The 18,652-nt window shown below is 41.3% G+C and carries 18 protein-coding genes and 2 pseudogenes (1 of these 20 running past the window's edge); 13 read left to right on the forward strand and 7 right to left on the reverse strand.

Annotated elements, in window-relative coordinates:
* The 4 genes from FHG67_RS16950 to ribH form a co-directional block, all read right to left on the reverse strand.
* Positions 1–38, reverse strand: the beginning of a protein-coding gene (locus FHG67_RS16950; RefSeq protein ID WP_376767584.1) for a HEAT repeat domain-containing protein. Its footprint begins 1,207 nt before the window's first position; only the first 38 of its 1,245 coding nucleotides appear in the window; the start codon lies at positions 36–38; its stop codon lies beyond the left edge, outside the window.
* Between the two features lie 92 nt (positions 39–130).
* Positions 131–2,197, reverse strand: a complete 2,067-nt coding sequence (locus tag FHG67_RS16955; RefSeq protein ID WP_004500062.1) for a tetratricopeptide repeat protein — start codon at positions 2,195–2,197, stop codon at positions 131–133.
* Positions 2,190–2,606, reverse strand: coding sequence for a transcription antitermination factor NusB (gene nusB / locus FHG67_RS16960; RefSeq protein WP_002631704.1), 417 nt, complete (start codon positions 2,604–2,606; stop codon positions 2,190–2,192). Before nusB ends, FHG67_RS16955 begins: the two co-directional genes overlap by 8 nt.
* Entirely contained in the window at positions 2,607–3,068 is a 462-nt protein-coding gene (gene ribH, locus FHG67_RS16965) for a 6,7-dimethyl-8-ribityllumazine synthase (RefSeq protein ID WP_004501046.1), read from the reverse strand.
* Positions 3,069–3,176: 108 nt separating this feature from the next.
* Between ribH and FHG67_RS16970 the strand changes: the two genes are divergently transcribed.
* Positions 3,177–3,989, forward strand: a complete 813-nt coding sequence (locus tag FHG67_RS16970) for a tetratricopeptide repeat protein (protein WP_002631667.1) — start codon at positions 3,177–3,179, stop codon at positions 3,987–3,989.
* A 151-nt stretch (positions 3,990–4,140) separates the two neighbouring features.
* On the opposite strand, the gene FHG67_RS16975 is transcribed toward FHG67_RS16970, so the two are convergent.
* Positions 4,141–4,302: a hypothetical protein gene (locus FHG67_RS16975; RefSeq protein ID WP_002631717.1), complete on the reverse strand. Its 162-nt coding sequence runs from the start codon at positions 4,300–4,302 to the stop codon at positions 4,141–4,143.
* A gap of 109 nt (positions 4,303–4,411) precedes the next feature.
* Here FHG67_RS16975 and FHG67_RS16980 point away from each other — a divergent pair, with 109 nt between their 5' ends.
* From FHG67_RS16980 to FHG67_RS17020, 8 genes and pseudogenes are all read left to right on the forward strand, one after another.
* A complete protein-coding gene (locus FHG67_RS16980) occupies positions 4,412–5,002 on the forward strand; it encodes a hypothetical protein (RefSeq protein ID WP_004500146.1) in 591 nt (196 codons plus the stop codon).
* Positions 4,999–6,336, forward strand: a complete 1,338-nt coding sequence (locus FHG67_RS16985) for a peptidoglycan recognition protein family protein (RefSeq protein WP_016760851.1) — start codon at positions 4,999–5,001, stop codon at positions 6,334–6,336. Before FHG67_RS16980 ends, FHG67_RS16985 begins: the two co-directional genes overlap by 4 nt.
* A 723-nt stretch (positions 6,337–7,059) precedes the next feature.
* Positions 7,060–9,417, forward strand: a complete 2,358-nt coding sequence (amt, locus tag FHG67_RS16995; protein ID WP_004501053.1) for an ammonium transporter — start codon at positions 7,060–7,062, stop codon at positions 9,415–9,417.
* Between the two features lie 890 nt (positions 9,418–10,307).
* On the forward strand, positions 10,308–10,445 hold the full coding sequence (locus FHG67_RS17000) for a hypothetical protein (RefSeq protein ID WP_002620574.1): 138 nt from the start codon (positions 10,308–10,310) through the stop codon (positions 10,443–10,445).
* A 111-nt stretch (positions 10,446–10,556) separates the two neighbouring features.
* The gene (locus FHG67_RS17005; RefSeq protein ID WP_004500100.1) at positions 10,557–10,829 is read left to right on the forward strand and encodes a DUF736 family protein; all 273 of its coding nucleotides are present in this window, start codon (positions 10,557–10,559) and stop codon (positions 10,827–10,829) included.
* Between the two features lie 71 nt (positions 10,830–10,900).
* Positions 10,901–11,504, forward strand: a pseudogene (locus tag FHG67_RS17010) (LemA family protein).
* Positions 11,505–11,659: 155 nt separating this feature from the next.
* Positions 11,660–12,713: pseudogene (locus FHG67_RS17015) on the forward strand (TPM domain-containing protein).
* A gap of 16 nt (positions 12,714–12,729) precedes the next feature.
* Positions 12,730–13,284 carry a TPM domain-containing protein gene (locus FHG67_RS17020; RefSeq protein WP_142499861.1) on the forward strand — a complete coding sequence of 185 codons (555 nt, stop codon included), beginning with the start codon at positions 12,730–12,732 and terminating at the stop codon, positions 13,282–13,284.
* Between the two features lie 9 nt (positions 13,285–13,293).
* Here FHG67_RS17020 and FHG67_RS17025 read toward each other — a convergent pair whose 3' ends face one another.
* Positions 13,294–13,692 carry a SufE family protein gene (locus tag FHG67_RS17025; RefSeq protein ID WP_004496916.1) on the reverse strand — a complete coding sequence of 133 codons (399 nt, stop codon included), beginning with the start codon at positions 13,690–13,692 and terminating at the stop codon, positions 13,294–13,296.
* 1,190 nt (positions 13,693–14,882) lie between these two features.
* On the opposite strand from FHG67_RS17025, the gene FHG67_RS17030 reads away from it, so the two are divergent.
* A complete protein-coding gene (locus tag FHG67_RS17030) occupies positions 14,883–15,902 on the forward strand; it encodes a zinc-dependent alcohol dehydrogenase family protein (protein WP_004502883.1) in 1,020 nt (339 codons plus the stop codon).
* 161 nt (positions 15,903–16,063) lie between these two features.
* Here FHG67_RS17030 and FHG67_RS17035 read toward each other — a convergent pair whose 3' ends face one another.
* Complete coding sequence (locus FHG67_RS17035; protein WP_142499862.1) at positions 16,064–16,492, reverse strand: hypothetical protein; 429 nt, start codon at positions 16,490–16,492, stop codon at positions 16,064–16,066.
* A 936-nt stretch (positions 16,493–17,428) separates the two neighbouring features.
* Here FHG67_RS17035 and rplU point away from each other — a divergent pair.
* Genes rplU through rpmA form a run of 3 tightly spaced genes read left to right on the forward strand, consistent with a single transcriptional unit; the run spans position 17,429 to position 18,313 of the window.
* On the forward strand, positions 17,429–17,743 hold the full coding sequence (gene rplU, locus FHG67_RS17045) for a 50S ribosomal protein L21 (protein WP_004508248.1): 315 nt from the start codon (positions 17,429–17,431) through the stop codon (positions 17,741–17,743).
* The gene (locus FHG67_RS17050) at positions 17,740–18,069 is read left to right on the forward strand and encodes a ribosomal-processing cysteine protease Prp (RefSeq protein ID WP_004500073.1); all 330 of its coding nucleotides are present in this window, start codon (positions 17,740–17,742) and stop codon (positions 18,067–18,069) included. Before rplU ends, FHG67_RS17050 begins: the two co-directional genes overlap by 4 nt.
* Positions 18,059–18,313, forward strand: coding sequence for a 50S ribosomal protein L27 (gene rpmA, locus FHG67_RS17055; protein WP_002629808.1), 255 nt, complete (start codon positions 18,059–18,061; stop codon positions 18,311–18,313). The genes FHG67_RS17050 and rpmA overlap by 11 nt, the downstream gene beginning before the upstream one ends.
* The last annotated feature ends 339 nt before the right edge of the window (positions 18,314–18,652 follow it).

Below are 18,652 nucleotides of genomic sequence, written 5' to 3' on the forward strand. Positions count from 1 at the left end.
TCGGAAATCGCGGAAGCCTGAGACTTAGAAAAACTCAGTACATTTTCCTTAAATTCGTCTTTTAGAGTTTCTGCGGCGGCGATCGAAGAGATGAGAAAGAATGGAACAAGAACGCTAAAAAAGAAATTCTTCAGAAAAACCCCTCTCTACGAGTAGATTCCTCCAACGCAGCGGACGCGGCGCGTTTGTTCTCGTATGCTTCGGACAAGGAAGGATCCAAGTCGATCGAACTCTGAAACGCTCGAACCGCCCTTTTGAATTCCCCGTTTTTATAATAGCAGATTCCGAGATAGTTGTATGCGGTCGCTGCGATCTTCGGTCTGACGTCGGATCTTACGATGGCGATCAATTCGTCGATCGCCTTCTCTCGATCCAGGATCGAATTGGAATCTATTAGAATTTTTGAAAGTACCAATCGGCCTTCCATATCATCCGGATCCATATGAGCGGATCGAAACGCTTCGTCCTTGGCCCTATTTTTTAAATCGGGGTCCTTGGATTTATTATACAATAGCGCCAATTTCTTATGGGCGTTCTTCAGGTCCGCGCCGTCTTTCGAAGTATTCAACACCTTCAGAAGGATCTTTTCGGCGTTCCCGTCATCCTGCATTCCCATATAGGCTTCCGCCATTTTGAGATAAACTTTGTAAGCGTCGTCCTTGTGTTTTACAACTCCGGCGTATTCTTCCACCGCTTCCCGAAAAAATTTATTTTCAAGCAGATAATCAGCGAGAGCTTCCCGACTTTGAACATTTTCCGGCTCGATCGCAGTGGATTTTCTCCAATTTTCGATGGCAAGGGTTCCATTCCCGGAATGTTTATAAACGAGTCCCAACGTGTGATACGCCTTCGCGTTTTTCGGATTGAGTTCTATGACTCGGTTCAGCGCGGTGATCGCTTCGGAATATCGCTCCATCTGATCCAAAACCACTCCCAAATTGATAAGCGCAGTCTCCGTAAAACTATCTCCGGGAGTGGAAGAAACGATCCTACGATACGTTTCTTCCGCGGCAAGAAGATCTCCTTTGTTGTAGTATGCTTCCGCGAGTTGAAAGAGAGAATCGATATCCGTCGGATTATACTTTAAACTTTTTTGAAGTGCGGAGATAGACATTTCTCCCTGATTCAAGTTGGAAAACCCTTCCGCAATCAGTCTGTAAATTTCGGGATCGTTCGCACCCGCGTCTCTCGCCAGTTCCAGATACTTCAGCGCTTCCTCTTTATTTCCGTTCTTTTGTAATACGACCGCGAGATTGTAGAGATACTTCGCTTCGTTCGGAGAAAGTGCGCTCGCCTGACGAAAATAATATTCCGCACCTTTGTAATCCTGCTTGTTGTAAGCGATGTTTCCCAGATAAGAATACGATAAGGCTGCGAGTCTTCCCGAAGGGGTCTTCGTCACTACTTTTTTAAACTCCTCCTCTGCTTGGGGAATCTCTCCCTTTTTAAAGTAACTGACCCCGAGATTGTAGGTCAGATACATATCGTCGGGAGAAGAAGAAAGTCCCTCTTTATACGCGTCGATCGCCGCGTCGGGATCGTTCAGCTCGTTGAATAAATTTCCCGCAAGCAGAGAAACTCTCGGATCGTTAGGCGCAATTTCCTTTGCCTTGAGAGCCGCCATTCTCGCATCCGCGAATCTTCCCGCGTGTTTGTAGGAAAGAGTCAAGTTGTAATAAGCGTAAAAATTCTTAGGATCATACTGAACCGCCTTCTGAAGTCTCTCAATCGCTTGCGGATAACGTCCGCTTTCGTCGTGAATCACTCCGAGAACCGTAAGCGCGATTGACTTCTCTTCTTGTGTTCCCGCGGAATTTAGAAATTCATTACAAGTATCGAAGGCCTGTCTGGTAAATCTTTCCTTATAAAGATTGATACACTTTGCCAACTGTGGATTTGCGTTTCCGTCCGGAATATAAGGTCTTTCTAATAGACGATTGATGTCCGACTTATTTTGAATCAGATCTTTGTTGAAAGCTCCCGCAAATTCGGACTCGGAAGAGGAAGAACGGAAAAATTGATGATATAAGGCAAAGCCGAGCCCGCCTAAAACGAGAAGACCCATCAAAATCCAGAATATAAGAAGTTTATTGTATGATCTGCGAATCCGAACCGGCTCTTGATCCTCTGGGAAATAAAATTCTTTTTCCTCAATTCCCTCTAAGAACAACCTGTTTTTTCGGATTTCTTTATCCATCGGATTTGATTTCGTTTTTGAGAATTGCGTCCAGGATTCCGTTCACGAACCGGGCGGATTCTTCGCTTTCAAATTCTTTCGTAAGTTCCACCGCTTCGTCGATCGTAACGTTCTTCGGAACTTCCCAGGTATACAGCAAAGCGTATACGGATAAACGAAGAATCGCTTTGTTTACGACGCTGATTCTTGAAAAGTCCCAATTCTTAGAGTATTTCCTGATTAGAGTATCGATCTGTTCCTGATTTTTCACAACACCATTTACGATGGAAACGGCAAAATCTCTTTCCTCTGGTTCGGTTTTTTTATCGTACCATTTGAACTTGAGAACCTCTTTGAGCGGAGGTCCCGTTAGCTCCAATTGGTAAAGAGCCATTACGGCGATTTCTCTGGAAGTTCGTCTGGCCGACATTTAAAGAAGAGAAAGCAAGTTTACCATTTCCACCGCCGTGGCCGCGGCTTCCGCGCCTTTGTTTCCGGCCTTGGTTCCCGCTCTTTCGATCGCTTGTTCAATCGTATCCGTGGTCAACACACCAAAAACAACCGGAACGGAATGTTGAACTCCGATCGATCCGATCTTAGCGGATTCTCCAGCAACAAAATCAAAATGAGCAGTTGCGCCTCGGATTACCGCACCTAAACAAACGATGGAATTGTATTTTTTGGAAGCGGCGATTTTGGCGACTACGACAGGCATTTCATAAGCGCCAGGAACTCGCACCACGGTCACGTCTTCTTCCCTAACTCCGTGCATGCGGAACGACTCAAGTGCCCCTTTCAAAAGGCTTTCGGTGATAAATTCGTTAAAGCGGGAGACAATCACACAATGTTTCTGTCCCTTTCCGTTTAGATCTGCTTTCAGTTCTTGGATCATAGATTCCTGATTGATTCTATTGTTGAGAAATCATAGGTTACCATTATGGTAAATTAAAATATCTATATTAGGACATACTGACCTAATATAGAGTCAAGGATAAATCGTTTGCTGTCTTTTCCGAAAAATCAAAAAGTCCTCTCAGGATCGCTTTTCCCCCCTTCGAAGCGTTTCGTTTTAATTCTTTGTATCATTCTCAGTTTATCAGAGTGCTCCGTTTATCGAAGAATTTTTTCGAAAGAAAACGCATTCTTAAAATCACTCGATCTACCCGAGTGGGTACTGGAATCTAACATCAAGTTGAGAGTTTTGTCCGGCTTACAAGACCTTCCGAACCCGGAAGACTCTCTCCCCGAAGACGAGATCGCAAGTTTCGAAAACAGAGCCAGAAGAATTCTCGCCACTTCTCCACAAGCGATGAAGGATCTTTTCGAGGCCACAGGCTGTATCGACGGTTCCAGGTTAGCCGGAATCAGAGCCAATCGAATTACCGAAAAAGAAGAGGACGTTTGGTACGGAATCTGCCAGAACGGAAAAGAAGACGCGATCATCTTCCGTTTGTTTCAAATGGGAAACACCGACCTTTATAGAAAGTACGAAAAAGAAATCTCTCCCGCTTGGGAAGAAGCGAAAAAACTCGCGGCAAATAATCCGGACAAAGCCGTCCGTCTAGCCAACCAGGTCATTGAAATGGAACCGGCTCATCCTGCGGCAAGAAAACTTCTCGGTCAATTGTATCTGAAAGGCGGTTACTGCAAAGGTTCGATCCGCAATTACAGGATTTATCTAAGAGTGATGCCGCTGGCCGGAGACAAATGGAAAATCCACGAACAACTTTCGCAAAAATGCGGAGAATTTTTAAAACCGGAACCCAAACGGGAAGAAGTGGAACTTCCTGACGCAGATCCGGACGCAATGTAAGTCTCGGAAAAAATATAAGAATATTTTAAAGTTCTAATGCGAGTGATAAAAAATTTATCATTGCGTCCGCCTTGCGGAGAAAATCAATTCTCAGATATGCTCAACGAGAAATCGGTATACATCCTCAATAAAGAAATATTACTGATTCCTTTTATCGTTGCTTTTCCTTACCCACGCGGATTACGAGTGAAATATTTCCGTTCGGTTTTTCCACTACTTCAAAACCCTCTTCTCTAAGGGCTTTTTTGATTTTATAAAGTCCGAAATTTACTACCTTGGGCGTGGAAAGCGGTTTTGGAGTAGGTTCTTCCATCTATTTGTATATCGGAAAAGTCCCGAACGATCTTAAATTTCGCCGGGAGTTTTCTTTCGGGAAGAAGCTTCCTTGACAAGCGCGCCTTGGGAATATGTCATGAAATCGAATGGCAACTCGCGTTTTTTTTTATTCTTCTATCTTTTTCATTTTGATCGGATCGGCTTTCGCCGCCTATGCGCCTGATCTGTTCCAATGGGAAACCTTGGAATGGCTCTACGAAAAAAGAACTTTCTTCTTATTTTCTTTCATTTTTATCGTATCAATCGTTTTGATCTATCTGATCTATCTGAAGGCGAGAAAAGGAGTTCTTCATTCCAAAAGTAAAACGGAAATTCATCTACAAGCATCCCTAAACGAAGTAGTCCGGGATAATCAGTCTCTTTTTTCATTCTTAAAATCAGCCAAGGACACGCTTGGAAAACAGATCGAATCCTCCAAAACAAATTTTTCTCCCGAATTTTTTTCGACGTGTTCTACCCATTATCAAAAACTTACGCAAGAGTTCGATTTATCGGAGGAGATATTCAATGATATCCCCTTGGTCCTCGAGGAAGTCGACGACAAAAGAAAGAACGGAACAAATTTTAGAATTTCAGAATATTCAGATCTTATTAATCGCCACAGAAAACTTTCCCGAACCCTAGAAAAATTAAGAGAAGATCTTACCCGTCTTAGGGACAAGGTTTCCGGAATATGAAAATTCCTGCATTTACTATATTCCTCTTTTTCGTTTTTACCTTGAGTTGTTTTTCTCAAGCGAAAGAATCACCCGCTTTTTCTCAAGAGCAGGATCGTATCCTTCCTTTTTTGACCTTAGGAATCGGCAAAGAATCCCTCGATACGATCGGGAAAAGGCGTTGGCCCTTTCAAGTAAAATCGATTCTTTTACACCACACTTCTGGTTTAAAAGCGGAAGAATACTTGGACAGAAGCAAATCTTCCGGATGGATGGTTCATTTTATCGTTCTCGAAAACGGAAGCGTATACGGCGTGGAAGAACCTTCTAAAATTATTTATAGAGCCTCGCCCGGAATGGACGAAATTACGATTCACGTTTCCTGGGAAGGAATAAACGATTCCATTCTAAAAAACGAGATCCAATTGAAAGCTCTCGCCGATTTGATTCAAAGACTTTCCAAAGAACATTCAATTCCTCTAAATAACTATGATATAACCTCCGGAAAGGGAATATTTACGCATACTCAGAGTAAGAAAAAATTCGGTCATTTTCTAGATACGGGAGAATGTGGAAGTGAAAAAGTTCTTTCCGCCGTTTTTTCCAAGCTCCAAGGCAAATTTTTTCCAGAAACGGAATGGAAAGATCGATTCGTTTCCGATTGGGTGATTCGTAAGGAAAAATTCGTGGACTCATCCGGTAAAAAAATTGTCCCCACATACAATCGAGGCCGCGGTATAACCCCCGCTTCGATCGTAGAATTGAACTCAATCGAAAAAACTTCCGACGGGAAAGCCCCGGAAGAAAGAAGACTTCGTTATAACTATCGGGGATCAATTCGTCCCGATTGTATCGTGTTGCATTACACCGCAATTCCGGATTACCAAAAAACTTTAGAAATATTAGAAAAACGGAATTTATCCGCAACGTTTCTTGCGGATAAAGACGGAAAAGTCTATCAACTTTTAGATTCCATATTAGATGTTGCCGCTGCAGCCGCAGGAACAAATTCGAACTGTTTTCAGGTGGAAATCGTCGGGAAGGACACGGAAGCGCTTTTAGCAAACCGAGAACAGACCAAAGCGGTCGCTCGTCTGGTTAAAGAACTCTCCGAAAAATATAAGATTCCTCTCACCAACGAACGTGTGGAATCTTTACGGGGAATTTATTCTCACACCCAAGCTAAGAAAAAATGGGGAGGTTCGATTTATCTGGACGGCAAGGATTTCGATCCGGGCGAACCCTATATGAAAGAAGTTCTGGATCAGGTCGGTGGAACTTTTTATCCGGAGGAAAACTGGTTCGAAAGACAAAGCGACAATTGGATTCTTCTGTTCACTTATTTTCAACCATAAAGAAATTCACCTTTCGCCGCTTTGTCGATATCTCTATCAAGTTTCATTTTAAATTAAGGTATCTTATTGTTTTCGAACGATATTTGAATTTTATAGTTATGTAATCAAAACCCACCATAAAAGTTTATAGAAAATTTACAGAGAGTCCGATCCAAATCCATAGAATAAAAATTCTTTTGTTTTTCGGTATCACTCATCTCTACATAATAGAGTGTCCAAAATTCTGCGTCTAACGCGGGATTTGCGCTCAATGAACGGTATTCTATTTTATAGAGATCAGTAATACGACGTAATCTGCGAGGGACTATTACATTCTTTTAAAAATTTGCCGGACGTTTTAGAGATATTTTTTGAGATTTTGAGACAAGTTTTAGTTTTAAGCAATCGCGATCGTAATTTCTCTTTAGGTTTTGGAACAAACGCTAAATTTATAATCAAAGAACTCGACGGTTCCCGTCAATTTTCGAAAGGTTGTAGAATAAAGTTGTTGAAAAATTCAATTGTGGGATCAACAAAACTGCTTCAATCGTCTATGTCAGTGAAACAAAAACAAATGGAGAATTAATTTTTCAACAACTCTAATGTAAACCGGTTATGATTTAGAACTTTCGAGCACGATCAAATCAAATTAGAAAAGTAGGACAGAATCGCCTTTTCCTAGAATAAATAGATCTCTCTTATTTTTGAAAGAAACCATCAGAGGGAAAGAACAAATACATTTATATGAAAAACCTAAAGAGACATAGAGTTACAAACAAAATCGTCCTGATTCTTTTTTTAGGAATCAATTCTTCTCTACTTTCGGAATCTCCGGCTCTGGAGTTATCTAAAACCGTCGACCCAATTTGGCTTATCCTCTGCGCCGCATTAGTTTTCTTTATGCAGGCAGGTTTTCTAATGCTGGAAACCGGTCTTTCCAGATTGAAAAACACGATCAACGTCGCAGTGAAAAATCTTATGGATTACATCGTCGGAACAATCGCGTTCTTCTGTGTGGGTTTCGCTTTGATGTTTGGATTTTCGTACGAAGGTTGGGTCGGCACAAATCATTTCTTTTTGAACGGTTTAAAAACCGGTAAAGAATTTTCGTTTTTTCTGTTTCAAGTCGCGTTTATGGGAACAGCGGCCACCATCGTTTCCGGCGCGGTGGCCGAACGCATTAAATTTTCCGCATATTTAGTCGTGTCAATCGTAGTTTCCCTATTCATCTATCCGGTTTTCGGTCATTGGACTTGGGGAGGAGGCTGGATAGCCAAAACCGGATTTGTAGACTTTGCCGGTTCTACCGTAGTACACTCGTTAGGCGGTTGGATCGCGTTGGCGGGTGTAATCGTTTTAGGTCCGAGAAAAGATAAATTCAAGGAAGACGGAACTCCAAGAAAAATCCACGGACATAATCTTACCTTTTCGGTTTTGGGTGTTTTTATCCTTTGGTTCGGTTGGTTCGGATTTAACGGAGGAAGTACACTTTCCTTTACGGACGGAGTTCCGTTGATCATTTTGAATACGAGCCTTTCCGGAAGCGCCGGAGGAATCCTTGCGATTACATTTTCTTGGATTTTTTACAGAGTTGCTTCGGTGGAAGACTGTATGAATGGGGTTTTAGGCGGTTTGGTAGCGGTAACCGCGGGCTGTCACGCCCTTCAACCTCATGCCTCTCTAGCAATCGGCTCCGTAGCCGGAGTTTCGGTCGTTATCACATCCTGGATATTGGAAAAAATTCTAAAACTGGACGACGTTGTAGGAGCGTTTCCGGTCCACGGAGTCTGCGGAATTTTAGGCACTCTTTTGCTTCCAGCTCTATCAGAAAATCAAGATATTCAAATATTCCCTCAACTCATCGGGGTCGTAGCCTGCTCTTTTTGGGCCTTTGGATTGGGATTGATCCTATTTTTGCTTTTGAAAATTTCGATCGGAATCAGGGTCAACGAAGAGTTCGAAGAAAAAGGACTCAACGTCACCGAGCACGGAGCCGGTTCCAGTTGGATCGATCTCATCCATTCTCTCAAAGATCTTTCTAAAGGAGGCGGGGATTTAACCCGCAAGATTCACGTGGATTCGGGGACGGAAGCGGGAGCGATCGCATTTTTGATGAATCGTTATCTCGCCAACTTAGGACAAATGATCTACACGATCAAAGAAAAGTCGAACGAACTTGAAAACTCCGCGTCCGAAATCTCAACCGCATGGGGAAAAATGAGTCACGGAATCCAGGAACAGGCCACGAATCTCGAAGAAGTCACTTCCATATTCGATTCTTTCAGAGAATCGTTCCAAAGAATATCGTCCTCCGTGGCTCAACAGAAAGAAATCGAAACGAACGCTAAGAAATTGTTAAGCGAACTCGTAGTCGGATTTCAAAAGTTCGATTCCAACTTGAAAGACAGTTCCGAAAAATCCGAAGAATCAGTCAGAACGATTGAGTTGAGCAGAAAAGAACTCAATCACCTTGAATCCGATATCAACGACATCGGTTTCTCCGCTAAAAAAGTGGAAAACCTCGTAAAACTTCTCAACGACATATCGGCAAAGCTAGGAATACTTTCCATCAACGCATCCATCGAAGCCGCACGCTCCGGAGCCGCCGGTAAAGGATTCGGTGTGGTCGCGGAAGAGATCAATAAGCTTGCGTCGAACACACAAGAAAGCACCAAAAAGGCTTCGGAAATCCTAGGAGAAATTCAATCCACAGTTTCACGCGGAAAAAACACCGTTCATAACACTGTGGAGTTTTTCAAGAACTTAACAGAAGAATTTAGATCCCTTGCAATGACTCACATAACGATACGTGAAAGCAGTTCCCACTATTCCCATCTGATCGAGAATCTGGATCGTTTGAACATTTCGATCACAAATCAAAGCGAGATCATTACAACAGACATAGAAGGACGATTTTCCGAAATCGGAAATCTTTACAAATCGGTGGATCTGATCAACGAAGCGTTTCACGAAATTTCGGCGCAATCGGAAGAGTTAACAGCGACGGGAGATTTTTTAAAACAGCTCGCTGGAATTCTCAATTCTCTCGTCCGAAATTTCCGGGTAGAACAAAACGTTTCGCAAGAACTGATTACCGGTTAATTCAATTATTATGATTTTCTTAAAAACTCTATAAAAGAAAATTACCCGACCCGGATTCGAGTTTATTCCAAAACGAAATCATTTTTCTATCCAGAATCTATCTTACTACTCGGGCGCATGAAAATGGTACCAAAAATTAACGAACGGTTTTTGCAAAGATATAGAAGCGCTCACAAAATTGCGCCGAATCCAGAATTGTTGTTTTTTGAAGAAGATTGAACATTCTAAATTTTGAAACAAACTTATTACAGTATTCTTTTCATACATCCGAGCAGTAAAACCTTGAGATGTAGGAATTCCCATAAGAATTGAACAATCAAAAGTCTGTCGAAACCACTAAGGAGACGTATTAATTTCTTATTCGCCAAAACTTTCAACCGCCGAACTCACGCTAAAATAGATTTCGACAAATTGTTTCAAAATTTATTCTAAAATTCGAATTTTCTATTACAAAATACTCAAGTTATAAATCGAATGATCGATCCTATATTTGGGAAAGAGCCGAAGTTATCCTAAAAATTGAGATTTTATAATATTCTATTTTTTAAATCTCATTGATCAAGATATCCGCTTAAATTCCCACCCCGAGAAAGTAAATCCAGAATCTCTGAAAAAGAAATTTGCAAGAGTTGCTACACAAATTCATTTTGAAGGAAAAATCCGATCCTTCTTGAAGCAGTTAGAAATTCTAAAATGTGAGAACTACAACAATTTCAAATTAAATGGGAAGAACTTTCGCCGCTACCGGGTCGAAGTCGTAGAAATTCATACAATCTTCTTGGAGAGAATGTAAAAAAAAATGATTCAAAGTCTCCTAAAAAAGCGCCACTCACCTCTTTTTTGTCCCGGGTAACCCGTATCCTAAAATTCAAATTGAGAGGTAAAACAACATGCAAAACACAACTTCAAAATCGATGGACAAAAAAATCGAAGCCATCGCGGAAATTCTCGCAGATAAACTGATCGAAGAAATCCGTAAAAGGGCTTTGGAAAAAGAAGCGCTACGTCGTAAATCCGAAGCCGCATAAAACAATACCCAAATGAGCGGATCCAATCAGGATTTTACCGAACTTACTGAGGAGCAAATTTAAACTCGAGTTCAAGAAACATTTGCAAGAACAAAAAAGGAGGAAACGAAAATGGCCGAATACGCACTCAAAGAAAAAAAAGGATGTCTTTTCAACAACGCAACCAAGGAAAAGGAAACTCAACCGGATTATACGGGTAAGGTGTTCTTAGAAGGAAAAACGTATCGACTTGCGGGATGGATTCGCAAATCCGCGACTGGAAAAAATTATCTTTCTCTAAGTCTTTCGGAACCGAATCTCGAAAAAAAATCCGAAAAAAATTCCACGGTCGTCGAAACGGACGGAAACGACTTTACGGATATAGAAGAAGATTTTCCGTTTTGAAAAGTAAAATTCTGTTTACAATCCGGATTTAAGCGTAAGAGAATCCACCCGTGATAGGAGAAAGTAATTTCTTGAAAACAAAAATTCATCTCGAGCTGTTTTTAGTCGTTACACTGACATTGGCGTCTTTAGTCTCCTCCAACTGCGGCTACAATACGATTCAGGAAGAAGACGAAGCAATAACCGCTTCTTGGGCCGAGATATTAAACCAATATCAAAGAAGAGCGGATTTAATACCGAACTTAGTCAATACAGTGAAAGGTTATGCGTCCCAGGAAGAAAAAGTGCTCATCGAAATCACAAAAGCGAGAGCCGGTGTCGGTTCGATCCAAGCCGACGAAAAAACGCTCAATAATCCGGAACTTTTTAAGAAATACGCGCAAGCTCAAACGCAAATGACTTCCGCACTCTCCAGATTACTCGTGGTCGCGGAAAATTATCCTCAACTAAAATCTAATGAGAATTTTCGGGATCTACAGGCCCAACTGGAAAGGAACCGAAAACAGAATCACCGTAGCTAGAAATCGCTACATTCAAGCCGTGCAAAAATACAACGTCACAATCCGAAAATTTCCAAACAATCTAATCGCAAAATTTTTCGGATTCGACGCCAAACCTTCGTTTACGGTCGAAAACGAAAAGGAAATCTCAAAACCACCCGAAGTTAAATTTTAAAAAAATTGAATATGATGGAGCGCTTCCTTCCTTTAATTTTTTCCTTTTTGAAACACAAAGAAATCCGAATTTGTTCCGTTTCTAATGAGATGGTCAACAAATCCATTTCCGAAATTCAATCCGGATCGTCTCAATCAAATGCCGCAGAGTAAAAAATGAATCTTTTAAAAACTCTAATGATTCGATCGGTAACCATAAAAATATTCTTCTTCGTATGTTTGTTCTTATGTACGGCCGGAATTCATTTAAAAACCGGAAATCCACATTCTATTTTTATCATAGAAGTTTGGAAAGCGGAAGATCCCATCATTCCGCCCCTCCGAACTCAGATTACGGATACAACCTCCACTCTAACGAATGCGCAAAAATCAAGCCTCACAGACACGTTAATCGCGTTTGAAAAAAGAAAAGGAAGTCAAATCGCCGTACTGATTCGTCGGTTCCACGGGAGACTGGGCCATCGAGGAATACGCGGTCAAAGTTTTTGAAACATGGAAACTCGGCCGAAAAGGAATCGACGATGGCATCTTGATCATAGTGGCCATCCAAGACCACAAAACAAGGATCGAAGTCGGCTACGGTTTGGAAGGTACAATTCCGGACGCGATCGCCAAACGGATCATAGAAGAATTTATGATTCCTCGGTTTCGAGAAGGAAATTATTTTCAAGGAATCTCCGACGGAATTGACAAACTCATCTTAAAAATCGACGGAGAAGAATTGTCAAAAACGGGTGCAAGCGCGTCGCTTTCCGATATAAATGTAGATTCGCCGATCACGGAAGAAGATTTGCGAACCGTAGAACAAAAAGATGATTCCGATAAAGATATTCTCGATAAATACATTGTCTTCTTAGCTGGCCTATTCTTCGCAATTTTTGCAATCTCCATAATCATCGCCGTATTTATTGGATCTGGAATCTTTGGCATCACTGGATTGACAGGGCTCGTTTTTTTTATGGTAATACTGTCGGAATCCACAATATTAGGAATTGGTTTTTTAATTCTATGGATATTATTCTTTTCTATGCTAGCGTATTATCTAAGAGAGAAAATAATGCGACCGAGATCTTTTTGGGATTATATTTTGTTTGGTAGGCCACGCACACGCAATTCCTCTTCCTGGAGTTCCTCTTCTTCGAGCAGTGGAAGCTCTTGGAGCGGTGGCGGAGGAAGTTCCGGGGGAGGAGGCGCTTCCGGAAATTGGTAAAAGGAATTTGAATATTATGATAAATAAATATATAATCGAGCGATCAAATTTTCAAAGGGTTTGGATTCATTGGCTGGAATCCCTTTTTTCCTTTGCGACGGATAAATCAGAATCTTATAGGTTTAAAAAGTATTTCCGTCGGGAGGACCTTCAAAGGATAGAATCCGCGGTTTCCAATTCGGAAACGCGCCACCAAGGCGAAATTAAAATCATTTTAGAAAATAGCCTTCCGGTTTCACGAGTGATAAAAGGCCTTGATGCGAAACAAAGAGCGATGGAACTCTTTTCCAAAAAAAGGGTTTGGGACACGGAAAAAAACACCGGAATTCTTATCTATGTCCAATTGACCGATCGTAAAATCGAACTTTTGGCAGATCGAGGAATTTACAAAAAGATCGGACAGCCTGCGTTAGATGAAATTTGTGAACGAATGCAAAGCGGTTTTCGTTCAGGAAATTATTCGGGGAGCGTTCTTTCCGCAATTGAAGAATTCACGCGGCTTCTTCAAAAATATTTTCCTTCCGAAAAACAAAATCCGAACGAACTGTCTAATCGACCGGAAGTGATGTAAAAAAATCCATCAGCTATTTCGGAGAATATTAACCATGGAATAGAGACCGTTTCGTCTAGACATCGAAAGATGTTTGTCAAGACCGATCTCTTTTAAAAATTCGAGGGGAGTATTTTTGATTTCTTCTCTGGTGCGTCCAGAAAAAACACGAATCAGAAGAGCGATCATCCCGCGGGTAATCGCCGAATCGCTGTCCGCTTGAAATTCTATTTTACCGTCTTTTTCCTCGGCCACAATCCAAACTCTAGACTGACATCCGGGAACCAAACGTTCGGGAGTTTTTACAGAATCCGGAAGCGATCCGAGTTCGTCTCCCATTTCTATTAGAAGCTGATAGCGTTCCTGCCAATCTGTACATTCCGAAAATTCGGACACGATTTCTTTCTGAACTCCCGCAATACTACTCATACCTCTTTCCAACTTTTTCTCGATTCCCCCGCAAGCAATCAGAAAAACCCAAAGAATTCTTCACTTGTTTGTCGGAAGTTATCTCAAAAATATCTAAGAATAAACGATATTTTAAGAAAAGATAAAGTATTTTTAAAATAGCTTCTAAAATAAAATCGACTTTAGAAACGAATCAAAATCTAAAATCGTCTCTATCGCTACTCATCTCTACATATAGATGTCCAAAATTTTGCGTCTAAGCGCGGAATTTGTACTCAACTAACGATATTCTATTTTGAACTTGTCCCAAAACTTCAAAAGAAATCAGTATTCAGTAAACTCGGAACAAAGCATAGTAATTTTCATAGATTAATCCTAGATAACGTGAGTTCGGTATAACAAATGCGAAAGCGATTCTATGTTTCGACCTGAATGCCGATCCATAGAGAGGCATTCGCTGAGTTTAGCCGATCCATAGAGAGGCATTCGCTGAGTTTAGCCGATCCCTAGATTAGTATGATTCTTGGACGTAAGACAGTTCGAAGTGTGAACTCTTGATTCGACGGAATCAAGAAGGCCGGTGGAGTAGCTCAGCATCTCACTTCCTAAGGGTCGTTCGATGGGAGTGCCGGTGTTATCACCCGACTTTGTTAAGTCCTTTCCGCCTCTGTTATTTTACTAAATCGGAAATTAGCTCAATATGATCTTATGTAAAAAAATAACGAAGGCCTTGACACAAGAAACATAGGAGGAAGTCGTCGCACTTTAGTTTCTTATTCGCCCAAACTCACGTTAGATAGGTTATGAGTTTTCAAACAAACTTTACTGCTGAAGTTTCTGATTCTGAAGTTTTGGGACAAGTTCAAAATAGAGATCAGTAAAAAGATCTTAAAACGTTTGCCTAACACGTTACTTTCCAAATATAGATTCGGGAAGAAGCATCCGTCCAAAGCTTCGGATAATCAAATGCCATAGAAAAAATCCCAAGACGATACTGAGTAAGCATGAACACATGAAATCACTATTTTAGTGATCGTTATCAAATGAAAAATTCATTTTTAGGGATTTTCTTAAAAGCAAAAATGTGTTTTCGGAAAGCTTGTCTTAAAATTAGATTCTCTTAAAACAAAAGGAAAATACAAAGGTGAGAAAAATTCTTTCGGAAAGAATTTTGGATGAACTGATTCACAATCTAGGGAGAAAACGTATCTATGAAAGTTTATGAAATTCAAAACCAGTTCGGTCTAGAAAATTTAAAAATCTCCGAACGTCCCGATCCAATTCCAGGACAAGGAGAGGTGCTCGTTCGTTTTAGAGCGGTTTCTTTAAATTATAGGGATTATCTGATGGCAATCGGCAAATACAATCCGAAACAAAAACTCCCCTTGATTCCTCTTTCCGACGGTGCGGGAGAAATTGCCCAAATCGGTCCCGGTGTCACAAAATGGAAGGTAGGTGATAAGGTTTGTGCGAACTTTGCCCAAAGCTGGTTCGACGGAGCTCCGGAAAAAGATATGTTGAAAAATACTCTTGGCGGCCCGTTAGACGGAACTCTATGCGAATATAGAGTTTTCGGAGAACAAGGATTGGTTCCAATACCAGGACATCTTTCCTTTGCCGAAGCCTCTACTCTTCCTTGCGCCGCGCTGACCGCATACACGGCTATCGTAACTCACGGGAACATACAACCCGGAGCGACCGTGGTCGTTCAAGGAACCGGAGGAGTTTCCATATTTGCATTACAATTTGCTAAAATGATGGGATGCAGGGTGATTGCGACTTCTTCCAGCAAAGATAAACTCGACAAAGTAAAAGCCTTAGGCGCGGACGAAGTCATCAACTACAACGAAAAAACGAATTGGGACAGAGAGGTTCGCAAAATGACGGATATGAAAGGCGCCGATCTTATCATCGAAGTAGGAGGCGCCGGTACTTTACAAAAATCGATTTCCAGTACGAAACCCTGGGGAACAATCGCATTGATCGGAGTGTTAGCGGGCGGAGAAAGCAATAATTTATCTTTATTCCCAATACTCATGCAAGGAATCAGGATTCAAGGAATCATCGTGGGAAGTAAAAGAAACTTTGAAGATATGAACCAGGCGATTGATGCGAATAAAATCAAACCGGTTGTGGATCGTGTTTATTCCTTCGAAGAAACTTCCAAAGCCTTCGATACGCTAAAGGCGGGAAAACATTTTGGCAAGGTTTGTATTGAAATTGAATCCTAAATTGCAGAAGTTCGTAAACGAGGATAATCTTTTTACAACATCGATGAATCAACTCGCGATCTTGGAAAAATTCTTACCTTGTCATAACTGAAATCCGGTTATGAGGTCAAACTTCGGAGAGAAAGGAATTCCGGGTGAAAGTTTCACCCGGAAAAATGGAATTATACTCCGTGGAAAAGAATGGAAGCTATGATAGTCCAAACTCCGACCGCAATTCCAAAAATTCCCAACTTACCTTGGATGGGAGCCAATTTTGCAAGGAGTTCTGCTCCTTTCTTTTTAGCCTCTTCGTTCTTGGAAAGAACGTAAGTAGAGATCGTTCCAAAACCGAGAATAAACCCGAGAACCGCTTGAACGATATTTCCTGCAAGAGCAGTCACCCAGTAAATAGGCCAGGTTGGAAGCCATCCAAGACCGAGAAGTCCTTGGAATACGATTCCGTAGATTCCCCAGAAGCAGAAAACCAGACCGATCCAACCTTGATAAGGTGAAATCTTTGCAAGCAATTCCTTTGCGTCCGGCTTTTTAGCCAAAAGCAATGAAGGCACAGCAAGAATGCTGAGCACGATGAGTGTAATTCCTGATACCATTTGTATCTCCTATTGAAATCGAGTTAAATTCAACACATCCTCTTAGTATTTAGTTTTACGTAAAAAGATTTGTATGAATCTATCGGATGCCTTAACTTCCTGAAAAGTTTTTTTTTATTCGCTCTTTGCTTTTTGCCTCTCATTTTATAATAAAACCATTTCACTATAATGTTATAGTACGCACTTGAAAACCGGGTAAAAACAAGCGACTCGATTTTTTCTGAAAGTTTAATAATTTTATTATAAACCATTTGAACTTAACGCCAAGTAAGAAAGCTAAACTTACAAATGAATTGGAAAATATAAGAATCTGTCGAGCGCCAATAGAAACGAGACACTGAGTTTTATCGAGCGCCAATAAAAGCGAGACGTCTGAGTTACCGCAGCTCGGTCTCTATAAAGTACACGAAAAACTCAATGTCTCGTATTGGGACGCGCTGTAAGTAAGCCCTGCTTGGATAATTTCCATTCGAAGTCTTACGAGATCAGAAGAAATTTCCAAATTGTTTGTTGTTTTAAAGACTTTTTTGTCGGACTTGGGTTAGTTCAGAGTTTTCACACTTTCACTTAAATCTCTAAACCCGGAATGGATTTAGAACTCGCCCGAAAACCTTAGAATAACGTGAATTCGGCGTAAGAAAGTTTGGGCGAATAAGAAACTAAAGTGCAACGACTCCCTGAACTCAGGCGCAGAGCTTTCCGAAACTCAGTAAACACCTTCCTATGGGTCGGTGTTTAGGTCGCTCTGCGGGGCGTAAGTTTCACAGAGGATTTGTCGGAATTCCGACAGATTTATCTTCGGATCCAGGTACTTGTGGGTAAGATTATGGAATTTAGAAAGCACTTCCTGTACAAGCCTTTTTTCATTTTCACCTTGACCGCTAGATAACTTCGACCAAATTGGTTGAAAACGACTTTTAAACGGGCCGAATCGATATGTACGCTATTATTTCAGTTGGAAACAGACAATATAAGGTGACCCAGGATCAGGAATTTCTGACCGAAAAAACCGGCAAAAATACGGGGGAATCCTTTGATGCGAAAGTTCTTCTTTTTGCGGAATCTAGCAATAAAGTTCATATCGGACAACCAGAGCTGAAAACGGCTCGAGTTTCTTTAAAAGTTCTCGAAGACGTAAAAGGCGATAAAATTCACGCCTATGTTTACAAAAGAAGAAAGAACTATCAAAAAGCTTGGGGCCACAGACAAAAGCTCCAAAAAGTAAAAGTCGTTTCTCTTTCCGCAGTTTGATCCGAATTCGGATTATTCATAACGGAAAGTTTTATTCTTCCTTAGAAAGCGAGGGGCATTCCCCTACTTCCTTGGGGAAAAAAGGCGAGAATCTTCTCTGCTCTGCCGTCTCAGTTCTGGTTCAGACCTTATATCTGCACCTCCTCCAATCCGGCAAAGCAAGACCCGCTGAAATTCGTGATGGATACCTTCGATTCGAGGTTCTTGCCGAACAGGACGCATTGATACAAAATAGTTTTGATTTGATTCTTTCCGGGTTAAAAAATCTGAAAGATCAATATCCGAAAGAAATTGAACTGATAGGAGTACCAGAAAATGGCACATAAGAAAGGTGGCGGATCTTCTAAGAACGGTCGGGATTCCAATTCTCAGAGACTCGGAGTAAAACGTTTCGGAGGAGAATCCGTCCTTGCGGGAAATATTCTTGTTCGTCAAAGAGGAACTAAATTCCGTCCCGGCAATAACGTCGGTCTCGGAAAGGATCACACTCTTTTTGCTCTCGTTCACGGAAAAGTGAAGTTCGAGATGGTTTCCAAATTGAAAATGCAAGTATCCGTTTACCCGGAATAAACCCTCATATTCAATCTCAAACCGGAGCCTCCTGCCCGTTTCTGGGCATAACCAACCCATAAATTAAGAAGGCTTCTGGGATAATAAGAATCAAAAACTGATATTTTTTAAGTGTTCCGACAAGAATGAGGCCTTTTACTTGCAAAAAGTATGATTTTCTGATAGAGAAAAATCCACCGAGTCTTTCCCGCCTCCACCCAAAATCAGGGAAACTCAGGCGCAGAGCTTTCCTAAACTCAGTAAACACCTTCCTATGGGTCGGTGTTTAGGTCGCTCTGCGGGGCGTAAGTTTCACAGAGGATTTGTCGGAATTCCGGCAGATTTATCTTCGGATCCAAG

It is taken from the genome of Leptospira weilii, from assembly GCF_006874765.1.
In the GTDB taxonomy this organism is placed as follows: domain Bacteria; phylum Spirochaetota; class Leptospiria; order Leptospirales; family Leptospiraceae; genus Leptospira; species Leptospira weilii.